Below are 15,478 nucleotides of genomic sequence, written 5' to 3'. Positions count from 1 at the left end.
CGATGACCGTGTGTCAGACCGGGAACGGGGCCGAGGCGGGATTGAAGACGCCGTCGGCGACCATCGAGTAGATGGGGAACCCGTAGGCGATAGCGACGAGGACGACGGCGATGACGAACCAGAGCTTGACGTTGTCGAGCACGCGCGGGCTGTCGGTGGCCCCGGAGATAGGTTCGGGGAGGTGGCTGTCGACGCGGAGCCGTCCACGCCCGCGTTCGGCCATCCAGGTCCCGGCCATCACGAACACGAACATGAGCGCGCCCAGCGTCAGCAGCGTCCCGCCGATGGCTATCTGGAGGCGCATCTCCGACATCGAGCCAAGCACCGGCGCGAAGTCGAACTGCGTGTACTGCGGTTCGGCGGTCCGCCGGGGCACCCCGGCCAGTCCTGCACGGTGCATCGCGTTGGACATCAGCCCCATGCCGATGAACCAGACGTAGGGCTGTATCTGTGCGACCCCGTAGAACTGGAGTCGCTTGCCGGTTATCTGCGGGTAGAGCCAGTAGCTTATCGCCATCATCGTCAGCGCGCTGGCGGTGCCGACGGTCAGATGGAAGTGTCCGGGCACCCACAGCGTGTTGTGGATGAGGGAGTTGATGTTCATCCCGGCGTTGATGATGCCCGAGAAGCCGCCGGCGGCGAACATCATCCCGGCCAGCGCACAGCCGGCGAAGGCCGGGTTCCCCCAGGGCAGGGCCTTGAGCCAGCCGAGATACCCCGACCCGCCGCGCTGGCGAGCCCCGTACTCCATGCTCGCGACGACGGTGAAGGCGGTGAGGAAACTCGGGAGCAACAGGAACATCGTGTTGGTCATGGCGATGAACTTGAACCCTTCCGGCACGCCGGGGTCGGCGTACTGGTGGTGAAAGCCCACCGGCGTCGACAGCAGCAAGAACAGGATGAAGACGACGCGGGCAAGCGGGTCGCTGAACAGCCGACCGCCCGACAGTTTGGGCAGTATGGTGTACCACGCGAAATAGGCCGGCATCAGCCAGAAGTACACGACGGGGTGGCCGAAGAACCAGAACAGCGTTCTGGTGAGCAGCGGGTCGACGCTCTCGATGAGCCCCAGCGACAGCGGCAGGAGGAAGACGAGCACCTCGACGGCGACACCCAGCGTGGCGATGTACCACATCAGCATCGTCGTCATAATCATGAACATCTGCAGCGGGATGCGCTCGTCGGGGTTGTCCTGTCGCCAGTGGTAGTACGTACGTATCCAGTCGGCCCCGGCGAGCCACGTCCCCACGAGCCATGCCGCAAGGCCCGCGTAAAACAGCGGGTGGGCCTGCAGCGGTGCGTAGAACGTGTACAGTACGTCGGCCGAGAACGGTATCTGGCCGACTAGCCCGCCGAAGATAGCCACCGACGTCATCACCGCCCCCGAGAGCATCAGCAGGAACCACGCGAGCGAGAACCGCGGCGAGGGCAGTTCCCGGCCGAGGCTTCGGCTGGTCCCCCAGGTGAAGATGCCTGTCAGGAAGAAGATGGTGAAAAACAGCGCCAGCAAGACGCCGTGGCCCGTCAGCACGGAGTAGTAATCGCCCGAGCTGATGAGCCCTCGGAAGACGTTCGTCCGGTGGAGCGCCTGCACGATTCCCAGGACGGCGCCGATAGTCAGGGCGGTAAAGGAGACCCCGAGCGAGAGGCGGGTGACCCGCGCGGCGTTCGGGTACCGGTCGATGAAGGCGAGCCGGTCTTTCAGCTGCGTCTCCTCTTTCTCGTACCTCTGTGGTGTCTCGGACCTGTGTGGGTGTGCCATCTCAGTTCACCCCACTCTCGTTGAACTGGGCGGGTGGGACGACCTCCAGGGACCCCTCCATATCGTGGTGGCCGTTCCCGCAGTACTCGTTGCAGACGAGCCCGTACTCGTCGGGTTCGTCGAACTCGACGGTGACCGTCGCGACCTGGCCGGGAACCGCCATGGTGTTGATGTTCGTGCCGACCACCTCGAAGCCGTGCATCACGTCCGTGCTGGTCACGTGGAACGTGACGGTGCTGTTTGCGGGCACCCGAACGGGGTCGCTCGTCCCGGGGACGAACAGGAACTGCTTGGCTTCGATGTAGACGTCGTAGTGGTCCGACTCGCTGCCGTTGTAGACGCCCGGCGACCGGAAGTTCTCGCTTTCAGTCGTGTTCGTCGGGTCGACCTCGCCGCCGGTGTCGTCGACCATACCGTAGCCGGCGCCGACGGCCCCGTAGGTTACCGTCCCGATAAAGAGGACGATGAGGGTCAGCGCACCCACCAGCCACAGGCGTTCGAATCGGTGGACGTGCATGTCAGCCCACCACCGTTGGCCCGTTCGCGAGGAACTCGACGAAGTACATGAACAGCCACATGACCGCGATGACAGCGAAGTACATCGCGAGCAGCAGTCCGGTCCCGACCGGGTCGAACGCGTCGTGGTCGACCGACCCCGTCTCGCTCGTTGCGACGTCGGACTCGTACATCGGCCCGGTGTGGCGGTTGACGACCCTGTCTTCCGTCGGTGTCGCGGGAGTGAAACGCTGTTCGGGCCGGTCGCGCCAGCTGAACAGGTAGACCGCGCCGATGGCGAGCCCGGTGAGCGCGAGCGCGGCGGCCGTGACGTAGAGCCCGGAGCCGCCGCCTCCGCCCGCCGCACCACCACCGGCGTCCTGTGCGCTCGCCGTGCCGGCGGTCGAGAGTGTGACCGCCGTCGATACCCCGCAAAGAACCACTCTCCGGGCGCGCCGGCGGCCAGCACGTCCGACTCGCCTGGCCGACGCCCCCGCGCTCGCTACTCGTTTCTCGGTAGTACCCATTCTGGTTCGACTGGATTGACCTTACAGACTTGAACCCTAGTTTGTCACGGGACAATCCGTCGGCGACCGCCGGTCAGCCACCCCCGCGGTCGGTGACGGCCCGCGTCGAGTTGAGCACCACGAGCAGGCTGCTCGTCGCCATCGCGACGGCCGCGAACAGGGGGTTGAGAAGTCCGGCGACCGCCAGCGGGACGGCGATTCCGTTGTAGAGGAACGCCCAGCCGAGGTTCTCGCGGACGCGCCGGCGGGTTCCGCGAGTCGTATCGAAGACAGACGGCACCGGTGTCAGCGAGTCGGTCGTGACCACCACGTCCGCCGCGTCGACGGCGAGGCGGGTGCCACGCTCCATCGCGATACCGACGTCGGCGGCGGCGAGCGCGGGCGCGTCGTTGCTCCCGTCACCGACCATCGCCACTGTCTCCGTCGCCGTCAGCCGCTCGACGACGGCCGCCTTGGCCTCCGGGGGACACCCGCGAACACCTCGTCGACGGCGGGGTCGTCCTCGAGCGGGCGGGCGGCATCCGGGTCGTCACCGGTGATGACGACGACGCGGTGTGTCTCGGCCAGTTCCCCGACGACGGACTCCCACTCGGGCCGGAACTCGTCGCCGGCGACGACGACCCCCGGACACGGCCGTCCCAGCCGACGTAGCTCGGGACGGTCGCGGCTGGCGCCGAGCGGTAGCGCTCTTCGAGCTCCGACGGAATTGTCCAGCCGCGGTCGGCAAGCAGGCCGTGCCCGCCGACCAGCACGTCCCGGTCCCCGACAGTCGCGCCGACGCCCTGTCCGGGGTAGTTCTCGAAGTCGGTGACTGGGTCGTCACGGGGGTCGCCTGCGTCGACGATGGCCTCGGCGACGGGATGGGTCGCGAACTGCTCGACCGCTGCGGCGTAGGCCAGTGTCGCCTCGTCACCCACGACGTCTCGCACCGTCATCTCGCCGGTGGTCAGCGTCCCGGTCTTGTCGAACGCGACCGTCTCTATCTCGGGGGCCGTCTGGAGGACGTCCCTGTCGGTGATGACGACGCCGTCTGCGAGCGCGTCGCGTATGCCGGCGGCCACCGCCATCGGTGTCGCCAGCCCGAGCGCACACGGACACGAGACCACGAGGACCGTCAGCCCGGTCAGCAACGCCGGAGTAGCGCCCGCCCCGACGGCGAGATGACCGACGGTCGTCAAGCCCGCGAGGGCGAACACGAGCGGCACGAACACCGCCGCGATACGGTCGACGAGCCGCTGGGGGCCGGCCGCGGCGCTCTGGACGTTCCACAGGGTCTCGACCAGTCGGTCGGCGGTGCTCGTCGGCTCCGCGTCGGCGCGCACGACCAGCCCGCCGTCGACGAGGACCCCGCCGCCGATGACCTCGTCGCCTGGTGCCTTCGAGACCGGGAGCGATTCCCCCGTGACCAGCGCCTCGTCGACTGCGCCCGTCCCGTCGACGACGCGGCCGTCAACGGGGACCCGCTCGCCCTCCCGAACTACCAGTTCGTCGTGGCCCTCGACCGCGTCCCGCTGGACCGTCTCCGTGCCCGTCGGGGTGCGACGCCGGGCCGTATCACTGCGCTCGTCAGTGATTTCAGCGAGCCGGCCGGTGGCCCGCCGCCGGACCCGCTCCTGATAGTAGTCCCCGACGGTGACGGCGAGCACTACCACGATGGCGATGTCGAAGTAGACGTCGACGTGGCCAAGCGCCATCGCGAGCGTGCTGTAGGCGTAGGCCGTCGTCGCCGCGACGGCGACCAGCAGGTCCATGTTCGGCTGGCCGACCCGGAGGCTGACCAGGGCCCCCCGGAGGAGCGGATAGCCCGTATACCCCAGGACGACGGTCGCCATGACCCAGACGTTCGCAAGCAGGAACCCGCCGGCCGGCCCCGAGAGGTCGACGAGACCACCGGCCGGCCCGACGCCGAGATAGACCGGGTAGAGAAAGAGGACGTACCACATCATCACCATCATCCCGAAAAAGCCGCCGACGAGCAGTCGCCCTTCGGTCCGGTAGTCGTCGTCCGGTTCGTCGGTCGTGTGTTCGCGGGCTTCGTAGCCGTAAGCCGTGACGCCCTCGGCCACGGCCGCGGCGTCCGTTCGGTCCGCGTCGTAAACGACCTGTACCATCCCCGACGTGTAGCTCGCTTCGGCCGCGCGGACGCCGTCGAGGTCGGTCGCCGTCGTCTCCAGGAACTGCTCGCAGGTCGCACAGTGCATCCCCGAGACGTCGAGGTATGCCTCGTCTCCATCGACGTCCGCCGTCGCCGGGCCGGTGTCGAGTTCCTCTTCCACGTCGGCGTCGCTCGGGTGCTCCGATAGTGTCCCAGCGACGGTGAGACAGCCCTGACAGCAGTACTTGCCGTCGACGTCCGAGGCGGTGTGTGGCGGATTCGGCGTCGGCAGCCCACAGAGTGTGCAGTCGCCCACTGAATCACCCCAGGGGCTGATATATGGGAATCGACGGGTGTGGGAGGTCGAATCCCAGAATTATCAGTCCGTGCGACAGCGGCAGGTATCCAAGGACGAGGAAGACGACGCCGAGCGTGCGATGCAGCCGGGACTGAAATCGGGGCGGTATCGAATTGAACGCGACGCCGTATCCGAACACCGCGGGGACGGTTCCGAGTCCGAGTACCGACAGCGCGAGCGCGCCGTAGGCCGGCGAGCCGACGGCAAAGGCGTACAGAAACGCCGGATACAGCAGCGGACACGGGAGGAGGCCGTGCACCGCGCCCAGCGCGACGATACGCGGCCCGCCGACCCACCGCTCGACGTGCTGATGAAGCCCCATACTGAGTCGCTGGAACAGCGACCCGGACCCGAGGCGGCCCACGGCGCCGGCTGTCGTCCCGGTCCGGAGATACATCCCACCGGTCACGATGATGAACCCACCGACGGCGATGCCGGCGACGGCCCGGACGTTGTCGGCCAGTGCGACGACCGCTGCAGTGTCGTAGACGACGGTTCCGAGCAGCCCCATGAGCGCCCCGATAAGCGCGTAACTCACCGTCCGACCGAAATTAAACAGCAGATGCTGGCGGATTTCGCCCCACGAGACCGGGCCGTCGTCGCCCAGCTGGTCGGCGTACAGCGTGACCAGCGGGCCACACATTCCAAGACAATGCGCGCCGCCGAGCAGTCCGACGAGGGCGAAGACAACGAGACCGACGTCGCCGGTGACAGCACCCACGCCGTGGCCGCCGGCCATCATCGTATCCGGGACAACCCGCGCTGTATGGATTCGAGGTCGTCGGACCCGAACATGATTCGGACCGCGACGACGATGAGGACCGTATTGACAACCGCCAGGACGGCGACCGGTTCGAGGGCGACGACAAATGCGACCGCGAACGGAATCGCGAGCAGCCCGACGAGTGGCAATCGCGAGACAGGCTCCGAGAGCATATCGGAAAGTCACGCCCTCCCTGACTTAGACCCCTGGTTGTCCTGTGACAAGTCCGCCGTGGCGACATGCCGGCAGTGGCAACTACTCGCCAGGAGTGGGACCGGTAACGATGGGGGCACCGATGAGGTTGCCCCACTCGATCCACGCACCGTCGTAGTTCCGCACTGAGGGGTGCCCCAGTAGTTCAGATAGCACAAACCACGTCAGCGACGACCGCTCACCGATTCGGCAGTAGACGATGACATCGCTGTCCCTATCGATTCCCCGAGTTCGGTAGAGATCCGCGAGTGTCTCGGTTGATTTGAACCGCCCATCAGACTGGAGATTTTCCGACCAGACTATATTCTTCGCGCCGGGGATATGGCCACCCCGCTGGGCGGTTTCGTTCATTCCCGGCGGCGTGATGAGCGCTCCCTCGTACTCCCCGGGCAGCCGGACGTCGACGAGTTCCGTCGGCTTGGATAGCGCACGCTCGGCGTCGTGTTGATACGCTCTCACGCTCTCGAAAGGCCCGTCCGGACGATACGAGCGCGGCGTGTACGACGGCACACTGGTCGTCGTCGGTCGCCCCGATTCGAGCCAGTGCTTCCGACCACCGTCGAGGAGATACACATCGTCGTGTCCGTAGTAGGTGAGCATCCAGTAGAGATGCGCGGCGAACCAGTTCGAGTTGTCCCCGTACAACACGATCGCTGAATCTTCGGTCATGCCATGGGTACCGAGGAGGTCCGCGAACGCTTCCTTCGATGGCAAATCTCTTTTTATCTCGTGCTGTAACTCGCGTCGCCAGTCGATACAGACGGCACCGGGAATGTGTCCCTGCTGGTAGAAGTCGGTGTTCAGATCGACCTCGATCAGGCGGAGCTCGGGATCGTCGGCTGCGACCGTTTCGAGCCGTTCTTCGAGCCACCCTGGCGTGACAAGTGCGTCTGCCACGGACGGTTGGGCGTATTTCGACTGGGGAGTCATTCTCGGCACACTGGGTCAACTCTCGTGCTGACCTAACTAAGGTAATCGGATTCTGTTACTTAAGGTTATCTCTGTCGCCTGACAATACCGCTGTCGGACGGCACTACTCCGGCGACGACAGACGCGGTTACCAGGCCGCAGCGAAGGTGAGCAAATCGATGCCGATGATAAAAATGGCGACCAGCACTGCGATACCGATAATGCCTTTGACGAACCACGGGAGCGAGCCGTCAGCGGTGGAACTGCCCATATCCGATCTAATATCTCCAGCTTTCTGAACCCTTCGTTGTCAAGCGACAATGTCCCTGTCCGGTCACCGTCCGCCCACTCGCAGGTCATCCGCTCGTGGTGCTGGCTATACCAAATAGACGGTATTCGCCACCCACGTACGGCGAGTATCGGTGCGCACCTGCGGCCGCCGGTGGCGAAGATGCGAACCGAAATTGACTGTACGCTCGACACGTAAGTGGGCACAGATGCGGGAGTTCGTCTTTGAAATCCGGTACGAACCTGATGCCGACGAGTTGATGGACCTGTTCATCGAGACGCCGGACGCCCGGTCGACGACGTTTCTCTGTTCGATGGGTAACGCACAGCTCTGGCAGCTAGACCGGATAACGGGCCCTTCTTCAGTCGTCGAACAGGCGACGGCTTTGTTAACTGACTCGACGTACGATCAGTTGACTATCAGTGACCGCGCCTGTGGTGGGCGCCGCTACAGTGACGTGCTCGAGAACGGTTCGCGACGGAGTCTCGTCTACAGTTACTTCGAACAGCTCATCCACTGCGATTCGATACCGACGATCACGAACCGGTATATCACAGGTGCGTTGCTCTTCGAGGTCACCCGTAACGGCAACACGGAACGCTGGCGAATCCTCATGGAGGACGAAAAGAAGGTCGGGATGCTGTACGACACTCTCGGCAGCCTCTTCCAGGACGGACTCTCCTTTCACTTCGACCACGTCAGCGACGCGTCGGGCCCCTTGCTCGCGCTCTTCGACTCGATCTCTGTTCGACCCGAACAGCGCCGTGTGCTCGAACTTGCGGCGGAGAAAGGGTATTACGAAACGCCACGCCAGACGACCCTCGACGAGCTCGCCGCGGAACTGGACTGGCCCCGCTCGACGGTCTCGTACAGGCTGCGACAGGCGGAGGCGGCACTCGTCGAGGAATATATGTCTGTCAACTGACCAGCGAGGGTCGCAGCGCTGGCTCTCGAGTCGGGCCTCTCGCGCAGAGCGAGTCGCTGGTCGGCGCTCGAAGCCCACGGTGTCACGAGCGGCTCCTGGCCCGCTCAAGAACGTGAACCGTTCGAGAAGCCAGATCCTCCGACGTAGCGGAGCTGAACATAGTCCACCACCTTGCAACGCTTGGCGTCTCTATGTGTGCTGATCTCTTGCTGTCGCGATGAGTGACTCGCCCGTGATTACCGCAACCACCGCGCTGTGTATAATAACCTTTAATATTTGAGGCGGCCTATCTTGTTATATGAGTGTTGTAAGTGTCTCGATGCCGGAAGAACTGCTGAACCGCATCGACCAGTTCGCCGAGGACCACGGATACACGGGTCGCAGTGAAGTTCTTCGAGAGGCAAGCCGTAATCTGCTCGGAGAGTTCGAGGACAAAAAACTCGAAGACAGAGACCTCATGGGTGTCGTCACTGTCGTCTTCGACTACGAGACGACGAGCGTCGAAGAGAAGATGATGCATCTCCGCCACGAACATGAGGGCATCGTCGCGTCGAACTTCCACAGTCACGTCGGTGGTCACCACTGCATGGAGCTGTTCGTCCTCGAAGGCTCGCTCGAAGAGATATCCACGTTTGTCGGGAAGATCCGCGCGACCAAAGATACGCTGACTATCGACTACTCCGTGCTGCCCGTCGACGATTTCGGGCCGCTCGCGGACATGAACTGAGTTTCCGTTCGCGGCAAATCGACCGTTTGGAGGCTCCTATACAGAATTTCGGTAGCTTCGCTGCCAGCCACAGCTGAACGAGTCCCAGAAGGAACGGCAGCGTCGGTGTCCGCTCCGTATCATGCCCCGTCAGTCTCGAGAGAAAACGAGAGGGGCGCCTATGATGTGCCAGTTATGTTATTCGCGAAGGCCAAAATCACAGGTATTATTATATTGAAGTCGGAGTTTAACAATACTGATGGCACATATCACGCGGCGAGGACTGCTCCAGACGGCCGGCGCTAGTGCGATTGCGACGACGCTCTCTGGCTGTCTCGGGCAGGGTACTGGTTCGCTCGATTCCATGACTGTCGCATATGTCCCCATCTACCCGAATATGCAACACTACGTGATGGAACGAGAGGGGTACTACGAGGACGTCCCAGCGGAGGTCACTGTCGAGCGCTTCAGTTCCGGACCGAGCGTTGTCACGGCGTTTGCCAGCGGTGACGTCGATGTCGCGCTATTTGGCATCACTCCGGCGATGGTACTCGCCGACAGAGGAACACAGGCAGGCGTTCTCGCTGCGAATTCACGAAACGGGTTCAAGATCATGGGAACGAGCGAACTCGTCGAACTGTACGAGCAAGACGGCCCAGCCGTTTTCGACCGCTTCGAGCGCGAGAACGACCGGAAAGTCAGGTTGGGTGCACCGCCGGACGGGAGTGTCCCCGATATCGTCGTACGCTACTGGATTCAGGAGGACCTCGGTGCGGGCGAGATGGACGCCGTCATCGACAAGTCGAAAGTCCCACCGGCGAAGGCCGTCCAGACGATCCAGTCGGGCGATATCGATGCGACGATAATTCAGGAGCCGTTCGCGACGATAATCGGTCGGGAAGACGAATACGCGGAGCTCGAATGGTCGGGGAATGTCCTGGAGAACCATCCGGTGACGGTCCTCTACGCGAATCAACGGGTCATCGACGCGAGTGATATCGCACAATCGCTGGTCGAGCAGCACACCGCATCCACCGAGTTCACCGGGAACTCGCCGGACGAGGCCGCGAGTCACGCCGCGTCGGTCATCGGCTCGGGTGTGAGCGACGAACTCGCCGAAGCCGCCATCGAGTCACAGGCGTCGGATTTCATTTCGGATCCGCATACTATCACCGACCAGACCGCGACGATGGGTGAGTTCGTCGCGAACGTCGGAAATATCGACGAGCCGATTCCCACCGAGGACCTGTTCGCCTTTGGCCCCTACGACGCTATCGACTCATGACCACGCCGACCGACACCGGTTCCGAGACGCTGCTGGAGACGGGCGTCGAGTGGGATATGCCGCGATATCTCCGTGGTCTCGGTGGTCTATCGATATTCCTAGCCGTCTGGTGGGTCGGCGCGCTGACGACGCAGCCGTCGTACCTGGTCCCGGGGCCCGTCGACTCCGCACGCGCCTTCGTCGAGTTGTTCACGACCTCGACACGAATCGTCGCCCCGCTCGCCGGACTGGAGCTCGTCTTACCGACGGGACTCGCACATCTCACACAGACGCTGTTTCATTACATCCCGGGCCTGCTGTTGGGTGCCGTCTGTGGCAGTAGCCTCGGGCTGACGATGGGCTGGCACGGCGTGCTGGACGACTGGCTTCGCCCACTCGTCCGAGTACTGCGGCCGATTCCACCGCTGGCGTGGGTCGTCTTCGCTATCGTCTGGTTCGGTATTCACCACACTGGTGCGGCTTTCATCGTTTTCGTCGGCGCGTTCTGGATCAACTTCTACGCTGCCTACGGCGGTGTCGAGGGCGTCTCCGACGAATTGACCGATGCCGCCTCAACGCTAGGCGTCGAACGTGACCTCTCGATGCTGAAGCTGGTCGCACTCCCGAGTGCCGCCCCGCAACTGTTGACGGGCTTCCGGACAAGTATCGGACGCTGCTGGATGATTGTCGTCGGGGCCGAACTGTTTGGAGCGCCCGGTGTCGGCTACGAGATCATCAACGCCGCGAACAACCTTGCAATGGAGACCAGCGTCGCGTACATGTTTCTCATCAGTCTCGCCTTTCTCACGATGGACGTCGGCTTTCGGCTGCTCGAACGGAGGGCTCTCGCGTGGCGCTAAGTGACCAGTCGTCGGAGCCGGCCGACTCCGGTCGGAAAATCGTCGTCGACGGCGTCAGTAAGGCCTACGACTCCGTTCAGGCACTCTCGAACGTCTCCCTCTCCGTTCGCGAGGGTGAATTCTGCTGTATCGTCGGCCCGTCGGGCTGTGGCAAGACGACGCTGTTGCGGACAATAGCGGGCCTCGAAGATGCCGACAGTGGCTCGATTCTGGTCGACGGGGACCGGGTCACCGACCCCGGGCTGGACCGGGGAATGGTCTTTCAGGAGTATGCGCTGTTCCCGTGGCGGACGGTCCGGGGGAACATCCGCTTTGGCCTCGACCGGCCAGCGTGTGAGTGTCCCGATTGCGAACAGCGCATACGGGAGCTTCTCGACCTCGTTGGCCTGTCGGAGTTCGAAGACGCGTATCCCAAGGAACTCTCCGGGGGAATGAAACAACGCGTCGGTATCGCTCGTGCGCTCGCCGTCGACCCGGAGATACTGTTGCTCGACGAGCCCTTCGGCAGCGTAGACGCCCGTACCCGGGACCGACTGCACGAGGAACTGCTCGATATCTGGGCCGAAACCCAACAGACGGTCGTCTTCGTCACCCATGATATCGACGAGGCGGTGAAACTAGCCGACAGAATCGTGGTGCTAGATGACGACCCTGGGTCCGTTCAGTCGACAGTGACCGTCGACGTTGACCGCCCCCGCGAGCGGACGTCCCAGGAGTTCGTCGACTACGTCGCATGTATCCGGGCTGAATTCAGCCACGTAACTGACACTAGTTAAGAGAGTATAAAAGGCAAAAATTATTAACTCCAAATTCTCAAAACGTTATCTCTATTATCTTCGACTTATATTTTAATATATGCCCATCGTCAGTTCCTCGATGACGGAGCGTCTCCGGGACGACCTCGATACGTTCGCCAAAGAACACGGGTACAGCGGACGCAGTGAGGTCATTCGAGAAGCGTGTCAGTCATTGCTCGAAGAGTATCAGCAGACCGAATACGAGGGGCAGCGAGTCCTAGCGACAGTCTCTGCAGTGTTTGGATACGACGAACCAGCGATAGAACGCCGGATGATGGATATCCGTCACGAGTTCGAGGTGGCGATTCTCTCTAACTCACACAACTGCCTCAAAGGGGCCACAGGCTGTGTAGAGACATTCGTCCTCGAAGCAGAGTACGACGTGTTCATGTCGTTCGTTGCGACCGTCAGGGGGGCCGACGAGGACGTTTCTGTAGATTACACACTGGTTCCGGTCGCTCACACAGCCACAGACTGCTCTACGGAGGCATAGCGACGGTATATCGGGCAGCGGCCACTATCACAATCGATTAGATATAGATAATATCTATTAGTATTGCCCATGAGTTTGAATAGAAGGATTATTATACTCGAATACAGAATTAACAACTACCTATGAAACTCACCAGACGGCAGTTGCTGGCCTCGACGGCGGCGGCAGCCGGTACGGGCGCACTCGCCGGTTGTATCGGTGATGGAGCGTCGTCCGAATCAGAGACAGCACAGGCTTCATTTTTCGTGTTCGGGGATATCGCTGCACACGTCGCCGGCGACACGACGTCGACGAATCTCCTCGTGCCGGTCGGACAGCACGGTCACGGGTGGGAACCCGGACCGAGTGTCCGTGAAGACATCAACAACGCCGAGCTGTTACTGCACGGGATGGAGGGATTTCAGCCCTGGGTCGATGATATACTCACTGACATCGATGTCGATGCCCCGGACCTGAACGCGGTGGACGTCACCTCGGGACTGGACCTCCTTGAGGCCGGAGCGGACCACAACCACGGCGAGCACGAGGAGGAGGAAGAGGAACACCACAGCGAAGAGGAACACCACAGCGAAGAGGAACACCACAGCGAAGAGGAACACCACAGCGAAGAGGAACACCACAGCGAAGAGGAACACCACAGCGAAGAGGAACACCACAGCGAAGAGGAACACCACGACGAGCACGAAGAAGACGATGAGGACGACCACGGGTCCATGGACCCGCACTTCTGGATGGACCCACTCCGGGTGAAAGCGGCGACCGAGACGGTCCGGGACGGATTCGTCGATGTCGACTCCGACAACGAGGATGCCTACGTCGAGAACGCACAGGCCTACAGCGACGAGCTCGACGCGCTCCACGAACAGGTAGAAACGCTCATCGCCGAGGCGTCACAGGACGTGCTCCTTATAGCGGGACACGACTCGTTCCAGTACTTCGGTGACCAGTACGGTGTCACAATCGAGGCGCTCACCAATGTCTCGCCTGACGACAGCCCGACGGCTCGGGATATCGACCGTGCACAGGAGGTCATCGAAACCCACGGGCTGCAGTACATCTGTGCGGACCCGCTTGAATCCCAGGAGGCCGCAGAGCAACTCGTCGCGGAAACCGACGCCAAAGAGGTCCTGCCCCTGACTGCGATGCCGGGGCTGACCGAGGAGTGGGAGAGCGAGGACTGGGGCTACGTGGAGGTCATGGAAAACGTAAACCTTCCTACGCTGGAGCGCGCACTCGACGCATAATGGCCATCCTCGAAGTCAGTGACGTCACGTTCGCCTACGGCGACGCCCCGGTCGTCGAGGGGGTGACGGTCGACGTCGAGGCGGGCGAGTTCCTCGGGCTCGTCGGCCCGAACGGTTCGGGGAAGACGACGCTGCTCGAACTGATGATCGGGCTGCGTCGCCCCGACAGCGGGACGGTGACACTGTTTGGCGATCCGGCCCACGAGTCCAGCCACGGCGAACGAATCGGGTTCGTCCCACAGGACGTGACGAACACGACAGGCGAGATGCCGATTACCGTCCGGGAAGCCGTCCGTATGGGGCGATATCCGCACAACCTGACCGGACGGTTCACGAGTGCGGACCGCGACGCAGTCGACGCCGCGCTCGCCCGGGTCGATATCGCTGACCTCGCCGACCGTCGCATCGGCCGGCTCTCGGGCGGACAGCGCCAGCGTGCCTTTATCGCCCGGGCGCTAGCCTCCGAGGCGGACCTGCTCGCACTGGACGAGCCGACAGTCGGCGTCGACGCGGAGTCACGGGACGCGTTTTATCACCTGCTTCACGAACTCAACCAGGACGGAATCACTATCATCCTCATCGAACACGACATCGGTATCGTCACGACACACGCCTCGGAGATTGCCTGTCTCAACCGGGAGCTGTTCTTCCACGGCGACCCCGAGGCGTTCGTCGACACCGACGCGCTGGCGGACGCCTACGGTGGCGCAACCTCCGTCCTCGAACACCACCACTGATGATAGCGCTTCTCTTTTCCGGACTCGGTCAGCTTCTGGCTCCCGGACAGGTCGGCACTGTCGACCGGATTCTGCGGTTCCTCCTCGACGATCTGTGGGGAACCGTCCTCGACCTGCTCGCCGAGCTCACTGGCATCGGTATACTGAGCTCCGCGTTCATGCAACGGGCCTATCTGGCAGCAATTTGTATCGCTGTCATCGGGCCACTCGTCGGGAGTTTCCTCGTCCACCGGGAGATGGCGATGATTGGAGATACCCTCGCACATTCAGCCTTTGCCGGTGTCGCTGTAGGGCTGTTCGTCAACGCCGCGTATTCGGTCGTGGTCCCACCGCTGCTTTCGGCCCTGTTCGTCGCCGCCGTCGCCGCGTTGCTCGTCCAGACGCTGGTCGACTACGCCGGCGCCTATCGGGACACGTCACTGGCTATCGTGCTGACGGGGTCGTTCGCGGTGGGGAGCGTCCTCATAACCGCGACTGACGGGGGTATCTCCGTCGGCATCAACGCCTACCTCTTTGGCTCGCTCGCGACTGTCTCCCGGCTAAACGCGGGAATCTTGCTGGTCTTGAGTGCAGTCGTGGTAGTCGTCGCCACCGTTGCGTATCGACCACTCGTTTACGTCACCTTCGACGAGGTCGGTGCACGTGCAGCAGGCCTCAACGTCACTCGCTACAACCAGTTGCTCGCCGTTCTGACGGCTGTCGTCGTCGTCGGGGCGATGCAGATAATGGGCGTCATCCTGGTCGCCGCGATGCTCGTTATTCCGGTGGCCGCAGCGACACCTGTGCGTGGCTTCAAGCGCTCGGTCGGGGCTGCGGTGTGTGCGGGCCTCCTCGCGACAACGATCGGTGTGACACTGTCGTACATCTACGATATCGCAGCGGGTGGTGCGATTGTCCTCGTCGCAATCGGCATCTACGCCGCGGCGAAAGTCGGTGTTCGACTCCGACGGGAGCAGGCGCGTCGGAAGCACAATCGAGACGTGTCGAGGTCTCCCTCGAAGACTGTCAAACCGGACGGTGGAGACGACGAATGACCGGGGT

The 15,478-nt window shown here is 62.9% G+C and carries 16 protein-coding genes and 1 pseudogene; 9 read left to right on the top strand and 8 right to left on the bottom strand.

Annotated features, from left to right (window positions below):
• Positions 1 to 13 precede the first annotated feature (13 nt).
• The 8 genes and pseudogenes from P1K32_RS16865 to P1K32_RS16830 all read right to left on the bottom strand — a co-directional run bounded on the left by P1K32_RS16865 (position 14) and on the right by P1K32_RS16830 (position 7,393).
• Entirely contained in the window at positions 14 to 1,762 is a 1,749-nt protein-coding gene (locus P1K32_RS16865) for a b(o/a)3-type cytochrome-c oxidase subunit 1 (protein WP_276252412.1), read from the bottom strand.
• A 1-nt stretch (position 1,763) separates the two neighbouring features.
• Positions 1,764 to 2,279, bottom strand: a complete 516-nt coding sequence (locus tag P1K32_RS16860) for a cytochrome c oxidase subunit II (protein ID WP_276252411.1) — start codon at positions 2,277 to 2,279, stop codon at positions 1,764 to 1,766.
• Between the two features lies 1 nt (position 2,280).
• Positions 2,281 to 2,700, bottom strand: coding sequence for a halocyanin (locus P1K32_RS16855; RefSeq protein WP_276252410.1), 420 nt, complete (start codon positions 2,698 to 2,700; stop codon positions 2,281 to 2,283).
• A gap of 157 nt (positions 2,701 to 2,857) precedes the next feature.
• Positions 2,858 to 5,195: pseudogene (locus tag P1K32_RS16850) on the bottom strand (heavy metal translocating P-type ATPase).
• A 4-nt stretch (positions 5,196 to 5,199) separates the two neighbouring features.
• Complete coding sequence (locus tag P1K32_RS16845) at positions 5,200 to 5,979, bottom strand: sulfite exporter TauE/SafE family protein (protein WP_276252409.1); 780 nt, start codon at positions 5,977 to 5,979, stop codon at positions 5,200 to 5,202.
• The gene (locus P1K32_RS16840) at positions 5,976 to 6,173 is read right to left on the bottom strand and encodes a DUF8131 family protein (protein ID WP_276252408.1); all 198 of its coding nucleotides are present in this window, start codon (positions 6,171 to 6,173) and stop codon (positions 5,976 to 5,978) included. The genes P1K32_RS16845 and P1K32_RS16840 overlap by 4 nt, the downstream gene beginning before the upstream one ends.
• Before the next feature lie 82 nt (positions 6,174 to 6,255).
• Positions 6,256 to 7,143 carry a sulfurtransferase gene (locus P1K32_RS16835; RefSeq protein ID WP_276252407.1) on the bottom strand — a complete coding sequence of 296 codons (888 nt, stop codon included), beginning with the start codon at positions 7,141 to 7,143 and terminating at the stop codon, positions 6,256 to 6,258.
• Between the two features lie 127 nt (positions 7,144 to 7,270).
• Positions 7,271 to 7,393: a hypothetical protein gene (locus tag P1K32_RS16830; RefSeq protein ID WP_276252406.1), complete on the bottom strand. Its 123-nt coding sequence runs from the start codon at positions 7,391 to 7,393 to the stop codon at positions 7,271 to 7,273.
• Between the two features lie 226 nt (positions 7,394 to 7,619).
• Here P1K32_RS16830 and P1K32_RS16825 point away from each other — a divergent pair, with 226 nt between their 5' ends.
• The 9 genes from P1K32_RS16825 (at position 7,620) to P1K32_RS16785 (ending at position 15,471) form a co-directional block, all read left to right on the top strand.
• Positions 7,620 to 8,336: a helix-turn-helix domain-containing protein gene (locus tag P1K32_RS16825; protein WP_419181071.1), complete on the top strand. Its 717-nt coding sequence runs from the start codon at positions 7,620 to 7,622 to the stop codon at positions 8,334 to 8,336.
• 298 nt (positions 8,337 to 8,634) lie between these two features.
• On the top strand, positions 8,635 to 9,063 hold the full coding sequence (locus P1K32_RS16820) for a CopG family ribbon-helix-helix protein (RefSeq protein WP_276252404.1): 429 nt from the start codon (positions 8,635 to 8,637) through the stop codon (positions 9,061 to 9,063).
• Between the two features lie 238 nt (positions 9,064 to 9,301).
• Complete coding sequence (locus P1K32_RS16815) at positions 9,302 to 10,327, top strand: ABC transporter substrate-binding protein (RefSeq protein ID WP_276252403.1); 1,026 nt, start codon at positions 9,302 to 9,304, stop codon at positions 10,325 to 10,327.
• Positions 10,324 to 11,166, top strand: coding sequence for an ABC transporter permease (locus tag P1K32_RS16810; RefSeq protein ID WP_276252402.1), 843 nt, complete (start codon positions 10,324 to 10,326; stop codon positions 11,164 to 11,166). Before P1K32_RS16815 ends, P1K32_RS16810 begins: the two co-directional genes overlap by 4 nt.
• Positions 11,157 to 11,942, top strand: coding sequence for an ABC transporter ATP-binding protein (locus tag P1K32_RS16805; RefSeq protein WP_276252401.1), 786 nt, complete (start codon positions 11,157 to 11,159; stop codon positions 11,940 to 11,942). Before P1K32_RS16810 ends, P1K32_RS16805 begins: the two co-directional genes overlap by 10 nt.
• A gap of 100 nt (positions 11,943 to 12,042) precedes the next feature.
• Entirely contained in the window at positions 12,043 to 12,456 is a 414-nt protein-coding gene (locus P1K32_RS16800; RefSeq protein ID WP_276252400.1) for a CopG family ribbon-helix-helix protein, read from the top strand.
• A gap of 122 nt (positions 12,457 to 12,578) precedes the next feature.
• Entirely contained in the window at positions 12,579 to 13,700 is a 1,122-nt protein-coding gene (locus tag P1K32_RS16795; RefSeq protein ID WP_276252399.1) for a metal ABC transporter substrate-binding protein, read from the top strand.
• A complete protein-coding gene (locus tag P1K32_RS16790) occupies positions 13,700 to 14,437 on the top strand; it encodes a metal ABC transporter ATP-binding protein (RefSeq protein ID WP_276252398.1) in 738 nt (245 codons plus the stop codon). Before P1K32_RS16795 ends, P1K32_RS16790 begins: the two co-directional genes overlap by 1 nt.
• Complete coding sequence (locus P1K32_RS16785) at positions 14,437 to 15,471, top strand: metal ABC transporter permease (protein ID WP_276252397.1); 1,035 nt, start codon at positions 14,437 to 14,439, stop codon at positions 15,469 to 15,471. Before P1K32_RS16790 ends, P1K32_RS16785 begins: the two co-directional genes overlap by 1 nt.
• The last annotated feature ends 7 nt before the right edge of the window (positions 15,472 to 15,478 follow it).

This window comes from Haloarcula rara (genome assembly GCF_029338235.1).
GTDB classification, from domain to species: domain Archaea; phylum Halobacteriota; class Halobacteria; order Halobacteriales; family Haloarculaceae; genus Haloarcula; species Haloarcula rara.
Note: the sequence above shows the minus strand (reverse complement) of the source record. Positions and strands in the feature narration are given on the sequence as shown.

Coding starts and splice junctions, on each gene's coding strand:
- P1K32_RS16865 (WP_276252412.1), bottom strand. CDS start 1,762: ATGGCACACCCACACAGGTCCGAGACACCACAGAGGTACGAGAAAGAG.
- P1K32_RS16860 (WP_276252411.1), bottom strand. CDS start 2,279: ATGCACGTCCACCGATTCGAACGCCTGTGGCTGGTGGGTGCGCTGACC.
- P1K32_RS16845 (WP_276252409.1), bottom strand. CDS start 5,979: ATGATGGCCGGCGGCCACGGCGTGGGTGCTGTCACCGGCGACGTCGGT.
- P1K32_RS16840 (WP_276252408.1), bottom strand. CDS start 6,173: ATGCTCTCGGAGCCTGTCTCGCGATTGCCACTCGTCGGGCTGCTCGCG.
- P1K32_RS16835 (WP_276252407.1), bottom strand. CDS start 7,143: ATGACTCCCCAGTCGAAATACGCCCAACCGTCCGTGGCAGACGCACTT.
- P1K32_RS16830 (WP_276252406.1), bottom strand. CDS start 7,393: ATGGGCAGTTCCACCGCTGACGGCTCGCTCCCGTGGTTCGTCAAAGGC.
- P1K32_RS16825 (WP_419181071.1), top strand. CDS start 7,620: ATGCGGGAGTTCGTCTTTGAAATCCGGTACGAACCTGATGCCGACGAG.
- P1K32_RS16820 (WP_276252404.1), top strand. CDS start 8,635: ATGAGTGTTGTAAGTGTCTCGATGCCGGAAGAACTGCTGAACCGCATC.
- P1K32_RS16815 (WP_276252403.1), top strand. CDS start 9,302: ATGGCACATATCACGCGGCGAGGACTGCTCCAGACGGCCGGCGCTAGT.
- P1K32_RS16810 (WP_276252402.1), top strand. CDS start 10,324: ATGACCACGCCGACCGACACCGGTTCCGAGACGCTGCTGGAGACGGGC.
- P1K32_RS16800 (WP_276252400.1), top strand. CDS start 12,043: ATGACGGAGCGTCTCCGGGACGACCTCGATACGTTCGCCAAAGAACAC.
- P1K32_RS16795 (WP_276252399.1), top strand. CDS start 12,579: ATGAAACTCACCAGACGGCAGTTGCTGGCCTCGACGGCGGCGGCAGCC.
- P1K32_RS16790 (WP_276252398.1), top strand. CDS start 13,700: ATGGCCATCCTCGAAGTCAGTGACGTCACGTTCGCCTACGGCGACGCC.
- P1K32_RS16785 (WP_276252397.1), top strand. CDS start 14,437: ATGATAGCGCTTCTCTTTTCCGGACTCGGTCAGCTTCTGGCTCCCGGA.